This is a genomic window from Acinetobacter sp. Gutcm_16 (genome assembly GCF_028649355.1).
Lineage (GTDB): Bacteria > Pseudomonadota > Gammaproteobacteria > Pseudomonadales > Moraxellaceae > Acinetobacter > Acinetobacter johnsonii.
Window position 1 is genome coordinate 120,484 of sequence record NZ_JAQSUV010000014.1, and the last position, 23,139, is coordinate 143,622.

At 40.9% G+C, this 23,139-nt stretch carries 21 protein-coding genes; 11 read left to right on the plus strand and 10 right to left on the minus strand.

Features of this window, described 5'->3' with window-relative positions; all coding sequences use genetic code 11:
• Window positions 1-18: 18 nt before the first annotated feature.
• The 5 genes from PTT44_RS01815 to PTT44_RS01835 all read right to left on the minus strand — a co-directional run bounded on the left by PTT44_RS01815 (window position 19) and on the right by PTT44_RS01835 (window position 7,316).
• Entirely contained in the window at window positions 19-1,854 is a 1,836-nt protein-coding gene (locus PTT44_RS01815; protein ID WP_168159696.1) for an IucA/IucC family protein, read from the minus strand.
• Entirely contained in the window at window positions 1,851-3,302 is a 1,452-nt protein-coding gene (locus tag PTT44_RS01820) for a lysine N(6)-hydroxylase/L-ornithine N(5)-oxygenase family protein (RefSeq protein ID WP_168159697.1), read from the minus strand. Before PTT44_RS01820 ends, PTT44_RS01815 begins: the two co-directional genes overlap by 4 nt.
• On the minus strand, window positions 3,295-5,079 hold the full coding sequence (locus PTT44_RS01825; RefSeq protein ID WP_168159698.1) for an IucA/IucC family protein: 1,785 nt from the start codon (window positions 5,077-5,079) through the stop codon (window positions 3,295-3,297). Before PTT44_RS01825 ends, PTT44_RS01820 begins: the two co-directional genes overlap by 8 nt.
• Window positions 5,080-5,484: 405 nt before the next feature.
• A complete protein-coding gene (gene ybaK, locus PTT44_RS01830) occupies window positions 5,485-5,952 on the minus strand; it encodes a Cys-tRNA(Pro) deacylase (protein ID WP_004693333.1) in 468 nt (155 codons plus the stop codon).
• A gap of 167 nt (window positions 5,953-6,119) precedes the next feature.
• Complete coding sequence (locus tag PTT44_RS01835; protein ID WP_168159699.1) at window positions 6,120-7,316, minus strand: alkane 1-monooxygenase; 1,197 nt, start codon at window positions 7,314-7,316, stop codon at window positions 6,120-6,122.
• 169 nt (window positions 7,317-7,485) lie between these two features.
• Here PTT44_RS01835 and PTT44_RS01840 point away from each other — a divergent pair, with 169 nt between their 5' ends.
• Both PTT44_RS01840 and PTT44_RS01845 read left to right on the plus strand, forming a co-directional pair.
• On the plus strand, window positions 7,486-8,418 hold the full coding sequence (locus tag PTT44_RS01840) for a helix-turn-helix transcriptional regulator (protein WP_168159700.1): 933 nt from the start codon (window positions 7,486-7,488) through the stop codon (window positions 8,416-8,418).
• Window positions 8,419-8,700: 282 nt separating this feature from the next.
• On the plus strand, window positions 8,701-10,905 hold the full coding sequence (locus PTT44_RS01845; protein ID WP_168159701.1) for an OsmC domain/YcaO domain-containing protein: 2,205 nt from the start codon (window positions 8,701-8,703) through the stop codon (window positions 10,903-10,905).
• Window positions 10,906-10,975: 70 nt separating this feature from the next.
• On the opposite strand, the gene lpxB is transcribed toward PTT44_RS01845, so the two are convergent.
• Window positions 10,976-12,148 carry a lipid-A-disaccharide synthase gene (lpxB, locus tag PTT44_RS01850; RefSeq protein ID WP_168159702.1) on the minus strand — a complete coding sequence of 391 codons (1,173 nt, stop codon included), beginning with the start codon at window positions 12,146-12,148 and terminating at the stop codon, window positions 10,976-10,978.
• 680 nt (window positions 12,149-12,828) lie between these two features.
• Between lpxB and PTT44_RS01855 the strand changes: the two genes are divergently transcribed.
• Together PTT44_RS01855 and PTT44_RS01860 are read left to right on the plus strand one after the other, a co-directional pair.
• Window positions 12,829-14,388 (plus strand): PepSY-associated TM helix domain-containing protein, encoded by a 1,560-nt coding sequence (locus PTT44_RS01855; protein ID WP_273795523.1) that lies wholly within the window; start codon window positions 12,829-12,831, stop codon window positions 14,386-14,388.
• Complete coding sequence (locus PTT44_RS01860; protein WP_168159704.1) at window positions 14,385-14,681, plus strand: hypothetical protein; 297 nt, start codon at window positions 14,385-14,387, stop codon at window positions 14,679-14,681. The genes PTT44_RS01855 and PTT44_RS01860 overlap by 4 nt, the downstream gene beginning before the upstream one ends.
• A gap of 217 nt (window positions 14,682-14,898) precedes the next feature.
• Here the strand turns inward: PTT44_RS01860 and PTT44_RS01865 are convergent, their stop codons facing one another.
• Window positions 14,899-15,120, minus strand: coding sequence for a hypothetical protein (locus PTT44_RS01865; RefSeq protein WP_252726151.1), 222 nt, complete (start codon window positions 15,118-15,120; stop codon window positions 14,899-14,901).
• A gap of 119 nt (window positions 15,121-15,239) precedes the next feature.
• On the opposite strand from PTT44_RS01865, the gene PTT44_RS01870 reads away from it, so the two are divergent.
• The 4 genes from PTT44_RS01870 to PTT44_RS01885 all read left to right on the plus strand — a co-directional run bounded on the left by PTT44_RS01870 (window position 15,240) and on the right by PTT44_RS01885 (window position 18,285).
• Window positions 15,240-15,473, plus strand: a complete 234-nt coding sequence (locus tag PTT44_RS01870; RefSeq protein ID WP_252726152.1) for a hypothetical protein — start codon at window positions 15,240-15,242, stop codon at window positions 15,471-15,473.
• A 103-nt stretch (window positions 15,474-15,576) separates the two neighbouring features.
• Window positions 15,577-16,473, plus strand: a complete 897-nt coding sequence (locus PTT44_RS01875; RefSeq protein ID WP_168159705.1) for a sulfite exporter TauE/SafE family protein — start codon at window positions 15,577-15,579, stop codon at window positions 16,471-16,473.
• Window positions 16,474-16,612: 139 nt separating this feature from the next.
• Window positions 16,613-17,704, plus strand: a complete 1,092-nt coding sequence (locus tag PTT44_RS01880) for a 3-deoxy-7-phosphoheptulonate synthase (RefSeq protein ID WP_004693350.1) — start codon at window positions 16,613-16,615, stop codon at window positions 17,702-17,704.
• Between the two features lie 56 nt (window positions 17,705-17,760).
• Complete coding sequence (locus tag PTT44_RS01885) at window positions 17,761-18,285, plus strand: protein tyrosine phosphatase family protein (protein WP_168159706.1); 525 nt, start codon at window positions 17,761-17,763, stop codon at window positions 18,283-18,285.
• Here the strand turns inward: PTT44_RS01885 and ispF are convergent.
• Window positions 18,273-18,761: a 2-C-methyl-D-erythritol 2,4-cyclodiphosphate synthase gene (gene ispF / locus PTT44_RS01890; protein WP_004979990.1), complete on the minus strand. Its 489-nt coding sequence runs from the start codon at window positions 18,759-18,761 to the stop codon at window positions 18,273-18,275. The genes PTT44_RS01885 and ispF overlap by 13 nt on opposite strands.
• A gap of 101 nt (window positions 18,762-18,862) precedes the next feature.
• On the opposite strand from ispF, the gene PTT44_RS01895 reads away from it, so the two are divergent.
• The 3 genes from PTT44_RS01895 to PTT44_RS01905 all read left to right on the plus strand — a co-directional run bounded on the left by PTT44_RS01895 (window position 18,863) and on the right by PTT44_RS01905 (window position 20,745).
• On the plus strand, window positions 18,863-19,513 hold the full coding sequence (locus PTT44_RS01895) for an A1S_1983 family putative colistin resistance protein (RefSeq protein WP_168159707.1): 651 nt from the start codon (window positions 18,863-18,865) through the stop codon (window positions 19,511-19,513).
• 44 nt (window positions 19,514-19,557) lie between these two features.
• On the plus strand, window positions 19,558-20,040 hold the full coding sequence (locus PTT44_RS01900; protein ID WP_168159708.1) for a CinA family protein: 483 nt from the start codon (window positions 19,558-19,560) through the stop codon (window positions 20,038-20,040).
• Window positions 20,041-20,118: 78 nt separating this feature from the next.
• Window positions 20,119-20,745 (plus strand): aminotransferase, encoded by a 627-nt coding sequence (locus tag PTT44_RS01905; protein ID WP_168159709.1) that lies wholly within the window; start codon window positions 20,119-20,121, stop codon window positions 20,743-20,745.
• Window positions 20,746-21,105: 360 nt separating this feature from the next.
• On the opposite strand, the gene prpC is transcribed toward PTT44_RS01905, so the two are convergent.
• Together prpC and prpB are read right to left on the minus strand one after the other, a co-directional pair.
• The gene (gene prpC, locus PTT44_RS01910) at window positions 21,106-22,242 is read right to left on the minus strand and encodes a bifunctional 2-methylcitrate synthase/citrate synthase (RefSeq protein WP_058951806.1); all 1,137 of its coding nucleotides are present in this window, start codon (window positions 22,240-22,242) and stop codon (window positions 21,106-21,108) included.
• Between the two features lie 2 nt (window positions 22,243-22,244).
• Window positions 22,245-23,129 (minus strand): methylisocitrate lyase, encoded by an 885-nt coding sequence (prpB, locus tag PTT44_RS01915; RefSeq protein WP_062033198.1) that lies wholly within the window; start codon window positions 23,127-23,129, stop codon window positions 22,245-22,247.
• Window positions 23,130-23,139 lie beyond the last annotated feature (10 nt).

Sequence of the window (23,139 nt, forward strand, 5' to 3'; positions counted from 1 at the left end):
CTGCTATTTTTGAGTGTTTTATGATGCGATACGCTTTGTGGTTGTATCGTCAGTTGACTTGGACACCTGCTCTGACCATCGTTTTAAGGTTTCAGGGCTGACAGGATTGGCAATTGGATCTAAAAATACAGGGACAGGACGTTCTGCTTCATCGTTATAACTGGTGGTAAATAGACGCACTCGGTTTAAACAAATTTTTTCAAATTCGGCTCTAAACATGGCAAATTTTTCAATGCGTTCTGCCAACTCTGGATGCGCCTGATGGAAAGTATCAATGACCAATGAAATGGTCTGCCAAAATTCAACTTCGCTATGCTCAGGGTAGTCTTGTAGAAATACATTACAGATATAACGGTAATGCACCATAAACAGCCCAGTGAAAATAAAATGGCTGAGTTCATGCGCAGGATGACGCAGTAAAATTTGCCCTTCAATAGGTAAACTTGCCAATTCTGGAAAGTCTTCATCAACCAAATTGACATCATCAATAAAGTCTTTCAGCACCATTTTCTGCGGTACGCCATTGGCATGAATAAGCATGGTATTTTCCCCATGTGGAGAAAAAGCCAAGCCATATTTGTACAAGCAGATTAAGAGTGGAGTAACAGAGACTTCGGCAAAGCGTTTTAACCACTGTAATGGACTCAAACCCGACGCCTGAATCAACACGGCTAATATCGACTGTCCGTTGATGTCTCGATGTAATAAAGCCGCTTGAGAAAGTGCCTGTTCACCTGTTCCAATCACTGGATCTACACTTTCACGCCACAAACACCCAAACAGTTCTTTAAACTGATACGGCGCACCTTCAATCTGATCAAAACAAGGCTGATGAATGGTCAAAGTTGCCACTTCACCTAAGAATGCAACGCCTGACTGTTTCAAGTCTGAATCTTGAGATTGAATCTGCTTTAACCAAGCTGTGACGGCTGGAGCTGCTAAGTTTCGTTTAGACGGCAACCCACGATACACCGCAGTATTGAAGATACTGACAGGTAATTTGACATAATGACGCTCAGGCTGACTGATGTTGCAAAGCGTGCGAATCGACTGCATAGGTACATAGTCATCTTGCCCAACGCCTAGTTCAATAATGCGCCGATCCACGATTTCATTGGCATAGGTTGGCACTAACCATTGATGCCACTGCCATGCATGTACTGGAATGAGGAAATAATCACGACAAGAGCAACCTCTCTCATGTAATTTTTGTTCAAAATTTGCGAGTTCTTCTGCACTTAACTCATGTTGATAAAGTCTCCCTGCTTGCCACTCCTCGGTGGAACGGAACTCTGCCAAATCACGATGCACCGCGAGCCACAGCACTTTGACCGTTGGTGAAAGTTCAGGAGCGGCACTTAAGTAGTCTTCATAACCAAAACCCATACGACCTTTGCTCATAATCAACCACGGATGACCACGGAGCATACCTTCAATTTCATGATGCGATGCCGTCAATGCTGCTTCACTGCTTAAACGACTTTCATCAAATAAATGCGCCTCGGCTAACCATGTATTGTTCATTTCTTTGATGAGATATGCCTTGGTAAAAGGCTTAACTTCGGTTTGATTTGAAAACGCGCGAATAAAAGTATGTAAGTTCCATGCAGGAAGGTCTTCAACCACGCTCAACTCACGTACTGAACCCTCCTCAATCTGCCAATGTCCCAATAAATAGTTTTGTGCTTTAAAAGTATAGGTTTGATCATCCAACGTCAGCTGGTAACGATTGTCATTTAAATGAGTTACTTGAATAATTTCTTCATATAGAAATTCAGCAATCGCCATTTCAATTAAGCGCTGTCCTGCCAAACGCCACTGTTTCTGATTCACTTGAAGTTGTGCAAAGCTCATATGATTTTCTCGAATGTATAAGGCTGCATAGAGGGATGTAACCCTGTTTGTATTTTGCGCTGCTCAATATTTTTTGATTTAGGAATCGATGGTGCTAAAGCTGCTGTTCGTGTAATAGATGTTTCATGCTGTACATACATTTCAGGGTTCTGTTCAGGTCTAAAATGCTGAAAGGTCTGTTCATTACTGTCCAGCTCATAAAGCTGATAACCCAGTAGTTGATTGGCAATGGTCGCAGCACGAAAAGCGCCTAAACCTAAATCTGGTGTACCTACACCATGACTGTGCATTTCTTGGTTTTGCACATAAATTTCACCCATTGCTGTATGCTGCAAGCGATAGTCTTGGCTCACTTTCCAACGCCCCGCTTGATCTGTTGTAATCAAAGGCTTTAAGTATTTTAAAAATGAAAACTCAGGGCTGTAATAACCTGTAGATGCCACTACAAAATCAACATCCATATAAAAACGTTGCTCGGTTACGGTATGTTCAAGGCTCAAGCGAATCTGCTGACTTTCCAGTAGTTCAGCATTAAGCAACTGAATTTGTGCATGCAAATGTGTTGCTTGTGTAGCAGAGGCAATACTACGATGGTAAAGTTTTTGGTAAATCTCACGTATGGTTTTGGCACTAATGCCTTTGTACAGCAAGCTTTGATCTTTCAACTGCGCTGCTTTTTGTGTTTCTGAGAGTCTATAAAAATGTTGGGTATAGTTCGGACTAAAATGTTCCAATCCCAAAGGTGCATATTCCATCGGGAAAAAGCCATTAGAACGCGTCAACCAATGCAACTTGAAGTCAGCTGTTGATATACAGTCATGTTGATATTGCTGATCAAACAAATCTAAAAAGACTTCAGCAGAAGACTGTCCTGAGCCTAAAACTATGACATTGCCTTTGAGCTTTCTTTTTTTATGGGTTAAGTACTCTGCTGAATGAATGCACTTTTCAGGCACTTGCTGTTGTAAATTACGCAGACATTCAGGCAAATAAGGCTGGTTGCCCGAACCAATCACCAAGTTTCGACACAAGTAACGAATAAAACGGCCACCTTGCTCAACCACCACCTCAAAACCTTCGCTTTTGGCATAAATGGCCTTCACCGTCGATTGGTACTGTATATGACCCAGTTGATCTGCCACCCACTGGCAATAATGGTTATATTCACGGCGCGGAATATGAGGCTGCTCAAGGAAGTAGAACTTATATAAGCGCTGCTGTGATTTTAGGTAATTCAAAAAACTCAACGGACTGGTCGGATCGACCATCGACACCAAATCCGCCATGAATGGAACTTGTAAGACAGTATTGGGAAGTTGCATACCTGCATGCCAGTCGAACTGCGCTTTTTTTTCAAAAAACAGATAGTGCAATTCTGTCTTTTCATGCAATAAACTGGCTAGGCTTAAGTTAAATGGCCCAAGGCCAATCGCAATAAAATCAAGCATAAAGGGCATCCTCTTGTTTGATATAGAGCGGATTGGCTAACTGAATATAGACAGACTGATTTTCAACGGGTGCAATCAATTCATCCAGTTCATATAAACGGGTCAGTAAGTTACCCTTATAAGGCAATGTTGGTTGATACAACAGACTTTGAATCAAACTGCTGTCTGGATACTGTTTCAACAGGTCAAAGAGGTGTTGCTGTAAAACAGACAGTAAATCTTGCTCACTAACAAAACCTGTTGCACCGATGGCATTGATGATGCCAAACAAGGTATTGCCAAAGAAATAATAACTAAAGCGCTCATCGACAAAAGCCTTTGAACCTACCGCATGGGCTTTGTCATTCAGTTCTGGAAATTGTTGTAAAATTTCATCTGCGAGTTCTTCGATATAATAAAAACCTTGATTGTCCCGTAGCCATAGCCACTGTGGCCAGCCATCTTTCAATTCAACCAAGACATTTTGCTGATGTGACTCAAAGGCCATACCATAACGATGGTAGACGTACATGAGTGGGCTCAGACTAATGTTTAAAAAGGTCTTGAACCAATCATGAGCGATTTGTGCTTTATCATTTAACTTTTGTTGAAAAGCAATCTGATCAAATAATGCATTAAAACGATTACGTTCTTCTACGGGATGATCCTGACACAATGAAGCAATACACGTGACTTGCTGTTCGGGAGTAAACGGCTGATCACGTACAATACAAATCGTTTCATCGATGATTTCACCATCCAACTGAAGAGCAATCCATGCAGGATCATTGACCGCTTTTAGAGTTGGACATTGTTTTAAAATACTTTGCCCTAACTCACTGTGCCAAAGCCGATGCGTCATTTCACCGCGGTGACATTCTTTTGCTAAATTGACGCGAATAGAATTGGTAATCATCACTGAAAGCGAAGGTTTCAGCATCCACGGCGCATTAAAACTCGCCAAAGTACGTACAGAAGTGGTTGGTGAAAATATCCATGCTTTTTCGCCCAAATCGATGATTTTCAGTTTAGCCTTTAAACTTTTAAACCATACTTTGCTTTGTAAATAGCGGGCTTGCCATGGATGCAGTGGTAGCAGCTTGTAATGTGCATATGCAGCTAAAGTCTCAAGTTCCGATTCAGACAAATGCCATTTGATTTCTTGTTTAAGTTGTATTGAAAAAGCCTGCTCAAGCGCTGTTCCTTCTGCAATATATTCAGGTGCCACCAGCCAATAATGCAGCTGGGTCTGACCACAAGCTTCTGGTGAATATTTTTGCCAGTCCTCATGGACAAAACCTGTTCGGCTTTTCGGTGCGGGATGCATGCTATGACCTAAAATCAAAGCCTGTTCAGACGCTATAAAACCTTGCTCAACCTGTACGAGCGCATCAAAATCCTCTGCCCGAATATTTAAAAACTGTTGTAATGCGTCACGACTTTGAATCCAACGCTCAACCAAGGATGCAGCATCGACACGGCCTTCGGATTGTTGCACTAACTCTTCTAGTAACAGACTGACCATGGCTGCTGCGCTAAAGTTAAGCTTTTGGCCTTTTTGAAAAATTTGCGGTAAAGCCGCAATACGATGTCGCCCAACACGACTGACATAGCTTAACGGAACAAAAAGCTGTGCTTGGATTAAACTAAGCGGCAAAGATAACAGCGTCAAACCTCGGCTAAACGCGAGTTGAGTTGAATTTTGTTGATACTTCTCAAACAAGCTTGCCTTGCCTGTTTCTTGTGAGTATGCATTGACAAGATGCTGCATCGCCAAGCGATTGGCTAGCTCTTTCATCTGACCATTTCCTCTTTTTAAAGCTTATTCCAAGCTCATTTCATGTAATTATGTTTCTTAAAGCTGTTCACGTTGGCCAACGCTGCAGAAAGCATTTTAATGGTAATTATTATCATTTATATTTGCAATTTTGTTTATTTTTGAAAATATACGCACTACACCAACATATATTATTGTTTTTTAATACTTTTGAAAATTTAATCAGTTTTTCTAATAAAGCCTATATAAAATTACACCATAGCTTTAAATGATAGTTTATGAATTTATAATTGATTCGAACTATAAAATTCCCCTATATTTCATAAGGAAAAGCCCATTCAGTTGACTGAATGGGCTTTCATTTGTGCTCAAAAGAACTTTAAACAAAATTAGATATAATTGAAGCAGTGAAGACATCACTGTTCTTTATTGATCCAGTACATCTGCAAAAGTGGCTGAAAGTACTTTTGCTAAATCCTGCGGTTTTAAACCGATATCTAAGCCGCGCTTCCCCCCACTGACATATAGTTTTTCCAACTGTACCGCGCTTTGGTCAATCACGGTTTTTAACCTTTTTTTCTGCCCGACAGGACTAATCCCACCGACCAAATAACCTGTCAGTCGTTCTGCATCTTTAGGGTCGGACATTTTTAGTTTTTTTGCCCCCACTGCCTGTGCAACTTTTTTCAAATTTAACTGATGGTGTACAGGAAGAATCGCAACAAAATAGTTTTTTTCGTCGGTCACCAACAGTGTTTTAAACACCTCTTCGACACGTAGATTTAATTTTTCCGCGGCTTCAAGCCCAAAACTTTTTGCATTGGCATCATGTTCATATTCATGAATAGAAAAATCGATTTTATTGGCTTTTAAAAGTTTGGTTGCAGGTGTCATTTCTGTTCAATATTTTCACTACATACTCGGCATTATATGCCTATTCAAAAAGAAAGTTTAGCAGTACGACTATCATGATTATCGAACTTACAGGCACTCAACGAATCAATAGCTGTAAGTTCGATGTCAACTATGTATGCAGCTTGTTATCGCTGAAATATCGCAGTTTAGTCAGCACTTAATCCAAATTTCTTAAAGATTTGAGCACGGCGCTTTGGCAAAATATTGGCTTTGGTCAAATCACCTTCGTAGTGATCAAACACTCGTTGATCCATCATTTTAAACCACAGCTTTGGAATTAACGCTGGAATTAACATGGTGGCATAACCACTCGGTAGCTCAGGGGCTTCATCAAAATGTCTTAAGGCCTGAAATGGGCGGGTTGGATAGGCATGATGATCTGAATGGCGTTGTAACTGGTATAAAAATAAATTGGTCACAATGTTGTTATTATTCCAGCTGTGTTCAGGCATGGTTCGCGCATAACTTCCATCTTCTTTTTGGCTACGCTTTAAACCATAGTGTTCAATATAATTAATAATTTCAAACAGACTCACGCCATAAAATGCTTGTGTCACCAGATATGGCGTCACTTTTTTACCAAACAATTTCAACATGGCTGCATGAAAACCAGCACTCATCGCCCATCCATGAAACAGTTCATTTTCTTTGGAGAAGAAAGACAGCCCTTTTCGTTTTAGGCGTTTATGTTCAATTTCAACAGCCGACTTCAACCCACCGAAAACGGTACGCGGCCAAAACTCATAAAAAGTCTCGCCCATTTTCGATGAAGCAGGATCTTCTGGCGTCGCAGCACGTTTATGATGCCCATAAGGGTGCTCAATGCGGAAATGGTTGTAGAGCAACGGCGCTAAAGTCATGTGTGACCAATAATGATCTGATTTTTTAGGACGGTGACACAGCTCATGTGCTGTATTCACTGCTACTCCATTAATTGCCCCCATGGAGACACCCAATAATATTTGGTCAAGCATCGATACATTTTGGCGGGTCACTACATAACCTGCAAACAGGTTGGCTGCCATTTGTAGCGGAATGAACAATTTCACAATACGGTCATAGTACGGGTCATTTACCAAGACCTTAATTTCATCATCCGAAGGATTATTTTCATCTGCACCGACCAGACCATCTACCGCAGGAATAATGACATGCAGTAACAGCGGCCCACCCAAAGCGAAGATTTTCTTGGTGGGTTTCGGGCCAAAATGATAGCCCGCTAAAATGCCCATGCCAATCACAGGAAGCCCAGGACTCAATAACCAGCCAAAACGCTTTTTATCGATCCCTGCTGCATTTTTGACGACCACGCTAGCATTCGTCATTTTCACTGATGCATTCATTACCATTCTTCCAATTTTCTTGTTATGCCTTTATATTTCTAGAAATGGGACATAAAGAACAGTTGCTAACGTCCAAGAAAACAGTGTAATCGTCCTTGGCCTAAAATGACTTAAATTGACCCTAAATCAAATATTAAGCCTAAGATATAAAGACTAGAAATCGTAAAGTATGGATGCTTTAAGTAAAATTTTTGAAGATATACACCTCAACCAATCTGAGTACCTCTACCTTAAACCTCATGGTGAGTGGGCTTTTCGCTATACCGAACAATCAACCATGATGGCCTATGCGGTACTTCAAGGACAACTCACTATTTGTTTAGATGCTAAACAAATTATTGTTGCTGAAGTCGGAGACTTGATCTTACTCCCTTCGGGGCCAAGTCATGAGTGTCGCTCCTCAACTACCGACCAACTGTTAGAAGTATTCGATATTTCTGACTTATTTGCCCAAAACCAACACAAAGAAGTCTCTTTTGGCAGTGATGCGACACAACAAAAAACTGTGATCTTGGCCTTACATGCACATATGGACCCCATTATGGCGCGTCCTTTAGTACAGGCCTTACCCGCGTTTATTCACCTTCAACACAAAGATCTCAGCACGGTTCCTGAATGGTTGCAAATTGGGCTGCAGTTTCTCGCTCTAGAAGTCCAACGTATACGCCCAGGCCGTGACAAAATTTTGGATCATTTGGTGAGTATTTTATTAATTGAATGTGTGCGTGATTATATTGATGCGCTGCAAGACTCGAACAATTGGCTGAGTGCTTTATCTCATCCTGAACTCTCCAATGCCCTTGCTAAAATTCATGCGGAACCTGCACAGCCTTGGACTGTTGAGTCCCTTGCAGAACAGTGTTGTATGTCACGGTCTAAATTTGCCACATTGTTTAGCCAAATTTTAGGCACAAGCCCTTTGGCTTATTTGCAACAACACCGTCTGCGTTTAGCCGCCCAATACCTGCGTAATGGACAAGGAACCATTCAGCAAATAGCACATAGGGTCGGATACAACTCAGAAACGGCTTTTAGCCAAAGCTTTAAACGACAGTATCAAATGAGCCCAAGCCAATATAGAAATAATTTAAACCCAACTTAAAATGCTCGTCCGTAATGGTTTAATAGCAATCTTCTCTCAGCTTATGTCTTTCTGCGCTAAGATAAATACCTTGAACTTGCAGACAAAGATTAGCATCTTGTGAAAATCACACTATAATATCCCGCATCCTTGCTAGAGATGGCTTCAAACCACTGCTTGTTTGTTCTTTTTCGCTCTAGCTACACTTTTTTAAGTCCAGTTTTCATCCGTGATTCGGCTTATTTTTCAATATTTTATCTCTTATATGTCCATGCTGACATATAAGAAAATTTAGGTGCCAGCATGGAAATCAAGGTTAATTATCTCGATAATCTTCGCCAAGAAGCGAAGTTCGATGATTTTACAGTCATTGCCGATCAACCGATTCGCTACAAAGGTGATGGCTCTGCACCCGGTCCATTTGACTATTTTTTAGCATCTTCTGCGCTTTGCGCGGCTTACTTTGTCAAAGTGTATTGTTTGGCACGTGACATTCCAACTGACAACATTCGTTTGTCACAAAACAACATTGTTGATCCTGAAAACCGCTATAAACAAATCTTCAAAATTCAAGTTGAGCTCCCAGCGGACATTTCAGAAAAAGATCGCCAAGGCATTTTACGCTCTATCGACCGTTGTACGGTTAAGAAAGTAATCCAAACAGGCCCTGAGTTTATTATTGAAGAAGTAGAAAGCATTGATGCCGATGCACAAGCCCTGCTTATTCCAAGCCTTGCTTCTGAAAGCAGCACCATCATTGCAGGTAAAGACCTGCCTTTAGAAGAAACCATTGCCAATATGTCAGGTATTTTGGCTGGTCTGGGCATGAAAATTGAAATCGCTTCTTGGCGTAATATTGTGCCAAATGTGTGGTCTTTACATATTCGTGATGCTCAGTCGCCAATGTGTTTTACCAACGGTAAAGGCTCAAGCAAAGAAAGTGCATTAGCTTCTGCGCTGGGTGAGTTCATTGAACGTCTGAACTGTAACTTCTTCTATAACGACCAGTTCTGGGGTGAAGACATTGCCAATGCCGAATTTGTGCATTATCCAGATGAAAAATGGTTCATGCCAGGTCCAAATGGTGAAATGCCTGAAGGTGTACTGGATGAGTACACCCTTGAAATTTATGACCCTGAAGAAGAACTGTTAGGTACGCATTTATACGACACAAACTCAGGGAAAGCTGAGCGTGGTATTTGCTCTTTACCTTTTGTTCGCCAGTCTGATGCGGAAGTGGTTTACTTCCCATCAAACTTGATTGAAAACTTGTACCTTAGTAACGGCATGAGTGCAGGAAACACCTTAGCTGAAGCACAAGTACAGTGTTTATCTGAAATTTTTGAGCGTGCCGTAAAACGTGAAATTTTGGAAGGTGAACTGACCCTGCCAGATGTACCACAAGAGGTTTTAGCGAAATATCCTAGCATTTTAGCGGGCATCCAAGGTTTAGAAGAGCAAGGTTTCCCTGTATTGGTGAAAGATGCCTCTCTAGGTGGTCAATACCCTGTAATGTGTGTGACGTTAATGAACCCGCGTACAGGTGGTGTATTCGCCTCTTTCGGCGCACACCCAAGCTTTGAAGTTGCGCTTGAGCGCAGCTTAACTGAGCTACTTCAAGGCCGTAGCTTTGAAGGTCTGAACGACTTACCTCGCCCAACATTTAGCTCAAATGCGGTCACTGAACCCAATAACTTTGTTGAGCACTTCATTGACTCAAGTGGTGTGGTGTCATGGCGCTTCTTTAGTGCCAAATCAGACTATGACTTTGTCGAGTGGGACTTTACCAATCAAGGCCAAAACTCAAATGCTGATGAAGCTGATGCACTGTTCGGTATTTTGGAAAATATGGGCAAAGAAGTCTATATGGCCATTTACCAACATTTAGGTGCAACGGCGTGTCGTATCTTGGTACCGGGTTACTCAGAAATTTACTTGGTTGAAGACTTGGTTTGGGATAACACCAACAAAGCGCTACTTTACCGTGAAGACATCCTCAACTTACATCGTTTAGGCGACGAACAGCTTGAAGCGCTGGTTGAACGTTTAGAAGAATGTGAGCTAGACGACTATACTGAAATCAAGACTTTGATCGGGGTTGAGTTTGATGACAATACCGAATGGGGTCAATTGACTTTGCTTGAACTCAAACTACTCATCTATCTTGCATTAGAGCAGTTTGAAGAAGCGAAAGATTTGGTTGAAGCATTCTTACAATACAACACCAATACCGTTGAACGTGGTCTGTTCTACCAATGCATGAATGTCGTACTCGAAGTAATGTTAGATGACGACATGGAACTGGAAGAGTATGAAGCAAACTTCCGCCGTATGTTCGGTGATGAACGTATGGATGCGGTAATAGGCACAGTTGAAGGTCGTATTCGTTTCTATGGTTTAACCGAAACCAGTATGAAACTTGAAGGTTTGGACCGTCACTTACGTTTAATCGACAGTTATAAAAAGTTACACGCTGCTCGTGCTAAAGCCGTTGGATTAAAACCTTAAAATAAAAAGAAACAACCCAAATACGTTTGGGTTGTTTCTCACTGCACCTATCACGATGTCTTAAAGAGAATTAATCTAAAATATTTAAAATCGCCTCAACAGGATTTTCACTATTACCTGCAAGCAATTGTTTATGCATGGTAATGTGCTGCATAGCCTGAATCTGTGCTGTTTCTATATTCATTAATTTTTCAATTTCAGCCGCCAATTTCTCAGGTGTTGCATCTTTTTGAATTAATTCTTGTATCACTTTTTTGCCCGCAATAATATTCGGCAATGAATAATATTGAATCTTGATCAAGAATTTCACCACATGATAGGTGAGCCAATTCAACTTATAGAAGGTCACCATTGGTCGGTGTAACAGCATAGCTTCTAAAGTTGCTGTACCTGAAGCCAAAGCTACAATATTAGCGGCGTTCATAACTTGACGCCCAATCTTCGACTCGGTGCCTGAGTTTTCAAGCAAGTCTATTTGATCGACCAATGCTTTTGGATATTGAGTAAGCAAAGCTTCGATTTGTTGCTTACGTGCATCATTGATTGCTGGTATCACAAAACGATAGTTTGGATATTTGGCGTAGAGCAATTTTGCAGCATCTAAAACCAGTGGACCGAGCTTTTCAATTTCACCACGTCGACTTCCTGGCAATAAGGCAATATGCTTTTGGGTCAGATCTAAACCCAGTTCTTTTTTGGCTTGTAAAATTGGGTTTTCCAAAGGCAATTGGCTAGCTAAAGGATGTCCTACAAACGCAGCAGGAACATCCCATTTTTTATAAAACGCTTTTTCAAACGGAAATAAACACAATACCAAATCAATTGAAGCTTTGATGCCATGAACCCGTCCCTGACGCCATGCCCAAACTGAAGGACTAACATACTGCACGGTTTTTATTGGCAGTTGTTTTTGTTTTAAACTTTTTGAAAGGCGCAGATTAAAGTCTGGCGCATCGATACCAATAAATACATCGACAGGATGGGCTGTCCACTTCTCTACCAGTCCATCACGTACAGCAAAAAGCTTTTTAATGTCTTTAAGAACCTCAACCAGCCCCATGACAGACAAAATTTCCATCGGATAAAAGCTCTTGAAACCATCTGCAATCATTTGCGGGCCACCAATACCCTCAAATTCTGCATCAATTCCTTGCTCACGAAAACTGCGAATAAGTTTAGCACCTAAAGTATCACCCGATACTTCACCCACTACGATTCCAATTTTAAGTTTCCGATTTTGCAAAGCATTATTCCTTATTTTTCAACCCATGCATCATAACATAGCGTCTTTTGGGATGGGTATTGGTCGAGTCTTTCTATTTATGCAGCAGATATAAGATGAATGACCTATTTAACACATCTAAAAGACACGAAAAAAAGTTGGGTTAATTTAAATTTTCGATCATTTAAATATTGCATAAGATGCCTATTAGAACATAAAATTACTGAGAATCATTATCGTTAATTCATGTGTACTCTGTTGCTCAACTTACGCTGCTTAATACCAGTATTTTGGCTACGTCGATTGCTTATACGCACAATAGAGATGATTGTGTTTTGCTTAATTAAATTTAGGTTCAATGCTTAGTGAGTACAACGTTAAGCCCCCTTTATGACTTCATTTATGTGATCTTTATGTCCCTAAGTCAGCTTAAATACCCTATAACCGTTATGTTCCGGTTTTTGATCGCATTTGGCTTAGGCTATTTATGTACATTCATGTTATCAGAACTGCTTACCCTTAGTTTTTACCCTCACTTCGCTAAAGCAGAATCCATTTATTTGGCGGCTTTTCTATCTCTTATTTTCTTTACCATTTTTGTCATTGTAAGCTTTTGTGTTCAATCCCTGAAAAAGTTAAGTGCGTCAACCATTTCGCTATCCCTTTGCTTTTTTCTATTGCTGAAGTTCGTAGGTTAAACCATGCAAAAATCTGTTCGCCAATCAATGGCATGGCTACACTCTTGGCTTGGACTAACACTGGGGTGGCTATTATTTGCCATATTTTTAACAGGTGCTGCGACCTATTATCGTCATGAAATAAATTTGTGGATGCAACCTCAATTTGCCACCATGCAGGTCAAACAAGACACAGCGATGGAGTCGGCATATCAATACTTACAAAAAAATGCCGCAGATGCGCAAAGTTGGTATATCGGCGTAGCTAATCCGAGTTCACCTGTCAATAAAATTTACTGGCAAAAGGCCGATGGTGGCTACGAAAATAAGACTTTGGATGCGAACACAGGTAAAGAAGTCACCTTGTCTGCAACCCAAGGCGGTGAGTTTTTCTATGGCTTTCACTATCAGCTGTATGGTGTACCCTATTTTATCGGTAGGCTTTTAGTCACGATTGCTGCCTTCTTAATGTTGATCATCCTCATTTCAGGCATCATCACACACAAAAAGATATTCACCGAATTCTTTACCCTAAGAGCTTTCAAAGGGCAACGCTCGTATCTAGACTTTCACAATGTCACCTCTGTCATTGCTTTGCCCTTTTTCCTGACCATTACATTCACTGGTTTAGCCATTTTCTTTTATCTCATTCTCCCCAATGGCATGAAGAAACTTTATCCAGAGCAACCGTTCCAATATTTTGATGAAATTAGAAATATTAGTATCAACTCTGAGGCTAAACCGACACCTGCTACGATGCGACCAATTGAATACTTCATACAACAATCTGAGCAGCGTTGGGGTAAAACAGAAATTGACAATATTACGGTCAAACACCCCAATACTGATATCGCTCAGGTGAACTTGGTTGAGTCAACTGACCGAAGCATCACGCGAAACCAAGCCCAACTCAGCTTTAACGGTGTATCTGGTGCCCTGCTCGGTGACACTCGAAATAATAGTGCAATTGCCACGCTCAATAATGGAGTCTATGGTTTACATATGGCACACTTTGCGCAGCCCTTATTACGCTTTGCGTTATTCTTCTCAGGGCTTTTAGGCTGTGCCATGATTGCATCTGGGCTTTTACTCTGGAGCTTAAAACGTCAGCTACAAAATAAAAAACAAAGTTTCCACTTTGGACATTATGTGGTTAACCGCCTAAATACGGCTGCCATCATTGGCTTGCCGATTGCCATGCTCAGCTATCTTTGCACAAACCGTTTACTTCAGTTAGAAGCTGGTCAACCCAACTACGAAATTTACGCATTTTTCGGCACTTGGTTACTCAGTTTAGCCATTGCATTGCTCACGCCGCAGCAACACCTTTGGAAAACTCAACTGAAGGTCTTCATTTTACTGGCTGTATCTTTGCCTATTTTCAATCTTTACTATTTAATCAGCCACCAATATGTGCATGACTTGAATGAATATTGGTTATTTTTGCGAGTTGATCTTATGATCTTCATCCTTGCAATATTGGCTATTTTCTTACATCAAAAAATCCAGCCCATCCAACAAAAAGCTGTACAAAAAATTCAGAAAAAATATGCCAACACTGCCGTTCAGGAGTCCAATTCATGATCTACCTGATTTCAGGACTTCTCATCACTTTCGCATGCTATGTGTTATTTCTGGTGAGCGATAAGCAACGTCCAAAAACTCAAAAGTCACGTTGGGCTAAGTGTGCAGAACATTATCAAATCTGCCGATATCTGGCTTTTGGTGTACTGGCCGCGACATTAATTTTATTGATTCAATTCACGGGTCGCGGTGTGGGGAGTGTCAGTTTATTTGTATTTGCAACCCCGATACTTTTTATACTGATTTTAAGCATCAATGACTTAAAACCCAAAAAAACAGCTCAATCTAAGTAAGTATTTACTCTACAACTCACACACTTTTTTATTTCGATCATGAGCCAAATAAAAAGGTGTGTAAATATATGAGCCAGAACCATCTCAACAGAATTTTATAGACTAATCAAAATCATTTAAGTTGAAGCACCGTGATTTTTTAGTTATAACACGCTCAATAATAAGCACTTTTATAGATATTTTCACAGGGAAAACATTGCGCTCAGCTTTAGATTGGTTACAACAAGAAATCATCACCCCCTTTCAACAGCTCTGCAGTTGGTCGAAGCATCATTTTGGCTGGACACTTTTTATTTCCCTCATTTTCAATTTGCTTGTATTTATTTGTTTCCCAAGCAGCTGGATCCCCACTCAGATTCAGAGTAAAACCTTTGATGAAATCACCGTTGAAGTTGGTAAAGGACGAATCAGCACGTTGAAATTTAAACAACAGCATCATTTATGGATCGCAAACTGCGCATTGATGGGAGAACCTGTTCAAACATTATGTGACCAATCATCACATCGTCACCAATTTACGGCAAAGCAGGTCGAACTTTACTATTTGGAGCGTATTTTTTGGAATCTAAAAACACCAAAAAGGAAGTGCTTATTCAACAGATCACTTTAGCTAATCCACGTCAGCAACATTTAGATATGACCTATAGCTCGACCGCAGCGAATTTTAAGCAATGGAAAAAGCATCAGCTAGCCCCTGTTTATGTTATACGAACACTCATAGGTTTCAATCTATGGTGGTTACTGACAATTGTAGGCTTAAAAATAAAAGCATGGCCACAGCTCAAACAATAACTTCTATATCTCTTTTTAGAATAAGTAAATCAACAATCAAGACAACGACTTATATGAAAACATCATAAGATATGCACGTTTTTTGATATTTTGGCATATAACAATGTTTGGTCCACTCGAATTTATTCTCGCAGGTGTATTAGTCGGTTTTTGTGTGGGAATTACTGGTGTAGGTGGTGGTTCATTAATGACGCCGATCCTCATTAGCCTTTTCAGAATTGAACCTCACATTGCCATTGGTACAGACTTGCTCTATGCCGCAATTTCAAAATTTTGTGGTTCATTTGTACATGCCAAAAAACTAAATATTGTGTGGCCGATTGTGCTTTGGCTTGCAATTGGCAGTATTCCTGCTTCCTTTGCAACGCACTGGGTACTCGACAACTATTTGAGCCAATCTACCCACTATAAAGCCGTGCTCACCATGGTTTTAGGCTTCATGTTGACCATTACAGGTTTATCAATTGTCTTCCGTAATCAAATTGAAAAATTTTTCAACAAATTACGTAAAGATGAACTGCCAGACATGACTGAAGACTTAGAAAAAGTTCAGCTTCAAACCAGCAATAAACGTAAGTACATTGTGATGATGGGTGTGGTTCTTGGGGTCTTCGTGACACTATCATCAGTTGGTGCAGGTGCTTTTGGAATCATGGCTTTGGTCATTATGTTCCCCAACCTACCAATGATTCGTATTATTGGTTCTGACGTTGTGCATGCGGTGTTACTTACGTTCGTTGCAGGTATGGGTCATATGACTTCAGGCAACGTCGACTTCCATCTCCTTATGTGGTTATTAGTGGGGTCTATTCCAGCAATTATTGTTGGAACACTGATTAGTTCACGCCTTCCTGAAAAAATCATCCGTAAAGTGTTGGGTATTACTCTGTTTGCGCTGGGTGTCAACTTCATGTTGAATCCGATCAAAGCCAAACCAGTGAAGCCAGCCGAAACCGCTCAAGTCATTCAAATTTCAACAGTTAAGAATGCCTCAGTGTAGGCATTCTGATTTAAAATAAACCTAAGATTCATCACTTTTTTTTCAAAGATTCATTCGACTTTTTTATAACCTTTTATCAGCTAAACCGTGTTATATTCAGCTTATAAAGCAACTTAATACGATCGAACCAGTGACGGCAATGAATACTCTACAGTCAAACTCTATTACCCAAAACGACATCGATGACGTGAATTTACAAAGCATTCATCCGCTAGTTACCCCAGCGGAATTAAAAACTGAATTGCCTCTCACTGAGTCTGCATATCAAACTGTACTTCACGGTCGTGAAACAATTCGCAATATTTTAGATGGTAAAGACAAACGCATTTTTGTGGTGATTGGCCCATGTTCAATTCATGACCCTGTTGCTGCTCACGAATACGCAGACCGTTTAAAAGTTTTAAGCGATAAAATTAAAGACTCAATCTATGTCGTAATGCGTGTTTATTTTGAAAAACCACGTACCACAGTGGGTTGGAAAGGTTTGATCAATGACCCTGACATGAATGACTCATTCAACATTGAAAAAGGTTTACGCATTGGCCGTAAGCTTTTGGTTGAGTTAAATGAGAAAGGCTTGCCATGTGCGACTGAAGCACTCGATCCAAACTCACCACAGTACTACCAAGACTTAATCTCTTGGTCAGCGATTGGTGCACGTACCACTGAAAGCCAAACGCACCGTGAAATGTCTTCTGGTCTTTCTTCACCCGTAGGTTTCAAAAATGGCACAGACGGTGGTTTAACTGTTGCAACCAATGCAATGCAGTCGGTTAAACATGGTCACCACTTCTTGGGTCTAAACAACCAAGGCCAAGTCTCTGTGATTCGTACTTCAGGTAACCCGTATGCACACGTGGTACTTCGTGGTGGTAACGGTAAGCCAAACTACGATGCTGGTTCTGTAGCAGAAGCAGAAGCAGCATTGGCTAAAGCGAAAGTCAGCACCAAAATCATGATTGACACCAGTCATGCAAACTCGAACAAAGACCCGTTCCTTCAACCACTTGTTCTGAAAAATATTACCGAACAAATTATTGATGGAAATAAATCTATTATCGGCATTATGGTTGAAAGTCACCTTAAAGGTGGTCGTCAGGAAATTCCTGAAAACCTATGCGATCTTGAATACGGCAAGTCAGTAACCGATGGTTGTATTGACTGGGATACCACAGAAAAGGTATTACTAGAGATGCACGAAGCACTCAAAGACGTTTTACCGAACCGTTAAGTTTTTAAAACGCCATCTTCGGATGGCGTTTTTCATTCTAAGATTAAGAAATAATTATGAACGCTATTGAAACACACTTAAGCCAAACACTTAACTTTCAATTTATCCACGAGCATTTGTTTACTTCTGGACAACCGACTGCTGAGCAATTACAGCAAATTAAAGAGTATGGCGTAAACACGGTCATCAATCTTGCGCTCAGTAATAGCAACAACCATTTAGTCAATGAAGATCAAATCTGTTTAGAACTCGGTTTGAACTATATACAAGTGCCTATTTCATGGGATACACCATCTGATGATCAATGCTTATTGGTCTTAGATATGATTGATCATTTGGTGCAAGAACAAACCATTTGGGTCCATTGTTCAGAAAATTATCGAGTCAGTAGTTTGATGTATTTATATCGTCAATATTATATGAATATCGATATGCCAACCGCACATGAAGCCATGCATCAAATTTGGGAACCCAATGACACATGGACAGGTTTGGCGCATGCTGTTGCCTTACAACTTCAAGGTCGTAAAGCAACACAAGAATTAAAGCTGGCTATGATCAATCCTGATCATTTTGCGTGAGAAATCAGCACTGTCGCTGTAGATAAAATACCTTCCTGACGACCCGTAAAGCCCAATTTTTCCGTGGTCGTTGCTTTAATGCTAATCTGCGTGATTTCAACATCAAGAACGTCTGCAATGCTTTGGCGCATCGCTAAATTATGCGGTGCCAACTTCGGACGTTCACATGCCACAGTAATGTCTGCATTATTTAACTGATAACCACGATCTAGAATGAGCTGATAGACATGTTTGAGTAATACTCGACTATCTGCCCCTTTAAAGCGAGGATCGGTATCGGGAAAATGCTGACCAATATCGCCTAAAGCCAACGCACCCAATAATGCATCTGTTAAAGCATGCAAAACCACATCACCATCTGAATGTGCTTTTAAGCCGTGTGTATGTGGAATTTGAATACCTGCCAGTGTGACAAATTCACCCTCTTCAAAAGCATGTACATCTAGTCCCTGTCCAATTCGAATATGTGCAACCATGCTCAGTTTCCTTTAAGAAATAAATGATTGAAATCTTGTATTCACGCTTTCTCTTTCGCTATAGTTACAAGCAGCGCAACATAGTGAAAGTATAAGCGATCATGCTGTTGAAAACCGACATAAAACTTATGAAAAAATTTAGTATTTTAGTGTGTCTAAGTTGTCTTTGTACCAGCTTTAGTTATGCTCAAGTCATTGACTGTGATGATCCTACTTCATCTAGCCTTAAAAAGATCTGTAGCGATCAATTTAAAGACATTCGACAAAAATTAGACACGCAATCAATGACTGCTTTTTTAATCAGTGACGCCCCTCAGCGTTTATTGGTCGATACCCATCAGTTATGGTTGAACCGCCTACAGCAGTGTAAATCCTTAGCATGCTATCAGCAGCAGATGGACTTCCGAATTGATGATCTGAACTTCTACACATCATTAAATCAAAGTTTGACGCAACACTATTTAAAGTTTGAACATGGGGCCATTGCCAAGCAACCTGTGCACCTACAAGTGCATCAGCTATCCAAAGATAAAATTAAGATTGAAGGTATTGCATATCGTAGTCCCAATAACCGCATAGAAACCCAAACCATTTCATTTTTGGCCTACACTACACCCGATCAAAAGCAAAACATTACGGATAATGAAAACAACTGCCACTACCAGTTCAACTTTCAAAAAGCCATTCTTTCTGTAAAAAGTGAAAGTAAAGGATGTAATCGTTTTGTCGGTGTTTACCGTGTTTATGACTAAGCTGTCAAACAGACCAAAATAATGGACATCCGGAGGCTAAAGTCGTGCAAGTACTCAAGCAATGCTGCAACCTCTTAGAACAGAAAAAACTGACCATTGCTTTTATCGAAAGTGCCAGTTCAGGTTATCTCTCCAGTCAGTTTTCGATTTATAAACATAGCGGCGCAGACATTTTACTCGGTGGACTGGTCAGTTATGACCCCAGTATCAAATGTGAAATTTTAAAGATAGATCCTGCACTTATTCAGCAATATACAGCGGAGTCAATTGAAGTCACTGAAGCTATGGCGCTTCATGGGCATCGACTATTTCGTCATGCCGATATTATTGTCTCCTGTACAGGGTTGCTCAAACCTGGTGGAAGTGCGACGCCTGAAAAACCAGAAGGCACCTTTTATATTGCCATTCATTATCAAAACAGTTTAAGTACTTACCATTATTTACTGCTAGGCAGTGCACTCGAGCGACTTGATCAACTTACGAAAAATGTCGCTCAAATGGTCATTGAACGTGTTCAAAATGCTTAAATCTTTACACTAAATTTGATTTTTCTACATTTAGAACCCTTAAACTGAACCATAATCAATAAAAATGTGAAGCGCCTCGTGATGATGAAAATAATCCATCCGCTAGTTTTCAGCACCTTATTTTTTTCAAGCCACAGTTTTGCAACTGTAGGTGGACCACAAAATATTGAAGTTTTAGGACTCGACCAAGCTGATCAAAAAATTTATGTGATGCGACATTATTTAGATGGTCGTGGTCGTTTGCCACAATTGTATTATTATCAACTTAACAGCAAAACTCCCTCCAAACTGATTGAAGTAAAATCTTTATATATCAATCCAAAAACTCAAAAAATTGACTATGATCAAGACAGTCAAAAGTTTGACCGTGACATTGCAAAAATAAAAAAACGACTCAAAACTTTAACGCCAATTCCATCCAAGCAGGTTAAAATTCGAGTCATTAGTAAAAAGACTTCAAAAGAACCCTCTTGGTATGACCCTAAAATCTCCATCTCGAAGTTTAGCTATCAATATCAAGTGAAATATAGCAATTTGAAAAGTCCAGCGCACAAAGCAGTAGACTATAAAAATGGGCTGCGCATTTCACAAAGTTATAAAGTTCCTAATCAACAAAAAGCGTTAGTGACTGTTCAATATCTCGGGATTCCTTTTGAAACAGGTTATAACATTGAAGATCCTGTTTTATTGATGCCTAAAAAATAAAGCCTCAGAAGAGGTAATGACAGTCAGTGAAGAAACTGACTGGGATTTTATTTTTAAATTCATAATGTTATTCGATACACGGAAACGTCATCCGCAACTGTTCGAGGCAAAACTATTTTAAAAAAGTAAGTTTTCTGCGATTAATTAATCAATAAAATGGATTTGGCGAGTTTTGCGGATGACAAATGCTTTTGATTACTTTGGGCTTATCCAAAGTAATAGATGAGCTCCAAGTATATGATTTAAAAATATAAGACTCCGTCGTGCGTAACTAAAAAGCTAAGGGCTTTACTTCTAAAACCCTTTACTGACTGGCATTACTCCGAAGAGGCTTTTTTTATAATGTATCAGAACTTCATATTAAGCCGCTGAACGCTCTTCAATTGGCACCACTTTACGTAACTCAGGCCCCGTATAGTCCGCACTTGGGCGAATAATACGGTTGTCCGCACGTTGTTCCATCACATGCGCTGCCCAACCCGTCACACGGCTCATCACGAAGATGGGTGTGAATAACTTGGTCGCAATATCCATGAAGTGGTATGCTGATGCATGGAAGAAGTCTGCGTTACAGAATAATTTCTTCTCACGCCACATCACTTCTTCACAACGTACTGATACTGGATAAAGAACCGTGTCACCGACATCTTTGGCTAAGCGCTCTGACCAGATTTTGATGATGCCATTACGTGGGTCATTGTCTTTGTAGATTGCATGTCCAAAGCCCATGATCTTTTCTTTACGTTCCAATTTGCCCAGCATTTCTCGCTCAGCTTCTTCAGGGGACGTCCAGTTTTCAATCATTTCCATCGCTGCTTCGTTTGCTCCACCGTGTAATGGACCCCGCAGTGAACCAATTGCACCGGTGATGCATGAATGCATATCGGATAAGGTTGATGCGCATACACGTGCGGTGAAAGTCGATGCGTTGAATTCATGCTCTGCATAGAGGATCAGTGATACGTTCATCACTTGTTCATGCAGTTCATTTGGTTTTTCACCACGCAGCAGGTGTAGGAATTGAGCACCGATTGAATCGTCATCAGTGTTTTCTTCAATGCGTACGCCATCATGGCTAAAACGGTACCAGTAGCAAATGATTGCTGGAAGCGTTGCGAGAATTCGGTCTGCAACATCTTGCTGTTCGGCAAAGGATTGTTCTGTTTCTAGGTTGCCCAGCATCGATACGCCTGTGCGCATCACATCCATTGGGTGTGAATCTGCTGGGATACGCTCAAGGACTTCTTTGAGTGCTTGTGGCAGTTGGCGCAGTGATTTGAGTTTAGCTTTGTAAGCGGTGAGCTGTTCTGCTGTGGGTAGTTCACCAAAGAAGATCAGGTAGGCCACTTCTTCAAACTGGCAGTTTTCAGCGAGGTCTTGGACGTCATAACCACGGTAGGTTAAACCTGCCCCGCTTTTGCCTACGGTTGATAGTGCTGTCTTTCCTGCGACTTGTCCGCGCAATCCTGCGCCTGTGAGGACTTTTCCTTCAGCCATTTTTAATTCTCCTGTTTAAACAGCTTGTCTAATGTGTTTTCAAAGGTGTGGTAATCGAGAAATTCGTAGAGTTCTTTGCGCTGTTGCATTTTGTCGAGGACGTTGACTTGGGTACCGTCATTGCGAATGGCATGCATGACTTCCAGTGCTGCCTTTTGCATGGCACGGGTCGGTGACAGTGGGTACAGCACCATCGAGATGCCTTGTTCTGCCAGTTGTTCTTTGGTGTAGTATGGGGTATCGCCAAATTCGGTGATGTTGGCTAGTACAGGGACACCAACTGCATCACAGACGGTTTTGTACATGGTAATGTCAGTCATTGCTTCAGCAAAGATCGCATCAGCACCGGCTTCTACACAAGCACAGGCACGGTCAATCACCGCTTGTAGGCCTTCTTTTTGTAGAGCATCGGTACGTGCCATCACCACAAAGTTTGCATCGGTTTTGGCATCGACAGCCGCTTTGACGCGGTCGACCATTTCTTGTTGGGTGACGATTTCTTTATTTGGGCGGTGGCCACAACGTTTTTGGGCCACTTGGTCTTCGATGTGAACTGCGGCTGCCCCTGCGGCAATCATTTGTTTCACAGTGCGGGCAATGTTAAATGCCCCACCCCAACCCGTGTCGATATCGACCAGTAACGGGGTGTCTACACGTTCGGTAATCCGGCGTACATCTTCCAAAACATTATCCAGACTGGTCATGCCTAAGTCAGGCAATCCATAAGAGTAGTTGGCTACACCAGCACCCGAAAGGTAGATGGCCTTGTAGCCCACCTGTTTCGCCATCATTGCTGCATAAGCATTGACTGTACCGATAATTTGTAATGGTTTTTCCACTTCCAGTGCTTGTCTAAATCTTAAGCCTGCAGATTTTTGTTCTGTCATCGTCCTTTCC

Excerpts from the sequence above, each read along its gene's own strand:
- PTT44_RS01815 (WP_168159696.1), bottom strand. The coding sequence starts at position 1,854 with ATGAGCTTTGCACAACTTCAAGTGAATCAGAAACAGTGGCGTTTGGCA.
- PTT44_RS01820 (WP_168159697.1), bottom strand. The coding sequence starts at position 3,302 with ATGCTTGATTTTATTGCGATTGGCCTTGGGCCATTTAACTTAAGCCTA.
- PTT44_RS01825 (WP_168159698.1), bottom strand. The coding sequence starts at position 5,079 with ATGAAAGAGCTAGCCAATCGCTTGGCGATGCAGCATCTTGTCAATGCA.
- ybaK (WP_004693333.1), bottom strand. The coding sequence starts at position 5,952 with ATGACACCTGCAACCAAACTTTTAAAAGCCAATAAAATCGATTTTTCT.
- PTT44_RS01835 (WP_168159699.1), bottom strand. The coding sequence starts at position 7,316 with ATGAATGCATCAGTGAAAATGACGAATGCTAGCGTGGTCGTCAAAAAT.
- PTT44_RS01840 (WP_168159700.1), top strand. The coding sequence starts at position 7,486 with ATGGATGCTTTAAGTAAAATTTTTGAAGATATACACCTCAACCAATCT.
- PTT44_RS01845 (WP_168159701.1), top strand. The coding sequence starts at position 8,701 with ATGGAAATCAAGGTTAATTATCTCGATAATCTTCGCCAAGAAGCGAAG.
- PTT44_RS01855 (WP_273795523.1), top strand. The coding sequence starts at position 12,829 with ATGCAAAAATCTGTTCGCCAATCAATGGCATGGCTACACTCTTGGCTT.
- PTT44_RS01860 (WP_168159704.1), top strand. The coding sequence starts at position 14,385 with ATGATCTACCTGATTTCAGGACTTCTCATCACTTTCGCATGCTATGTG.
- PTT44_RS01865 (WP_252726151.1), bottom strand. The coding sequence starts at position 15,120 with ATGATGCTGTTGTTTAAATTTCAACGTGCTGATTCGTCCTTTACCAAC.
- PTT44_RS01875 (WP_168159705.1), top strand. The coding sequence starts at position 15,577 with ATGTTTGGTCCACTCGAATTTATTCTCGCAGGTGTATTAGTCGGTTTT.
- PTT44_RS01880 (WP_004693350.1), top strand. The coding sequence starts at position 16,613 with ATGAATACTCTACAGTCAAACTCTATTACCCAAAACGACATCGATGAC.
- PTT44_RS01885 (WP_168159706.1), top strand. The coding sequence starts at position 17,761 with ATGAACGCTATTGAAACACACTTAAGCCAAACACTTAACTTTCAATTT.
- ispF (WP_004979990.1), bottom strand. The coding sequence starts at position 18,761 with ATGGTTGCACATATTCGAATTGGACAGGGACTAGATGTACATGCTTTT.
- PTT44_RS01895 (WP_168159707.1), top strand. The coding sequence starts at position 18,863 with ATGCTGTTGAAAACCGACATAAAACTTATGAAAAAATTTAGTATTTTA.
- prpC (WP_058951806.1), bottom strand. The coding sequence starts at position 22,242 with ATGGCTGAAGGAAAAGTCCTCACAGGCGCAGGATTGCGCGGACAAGTC.
- prpB (WP_062033198.1), bottom strand. The coding sequence starts at position 23,129 with ATGACAGAACAAAAATCTGCAGGCTTAAGATTTAGACAAGCACTGGAA.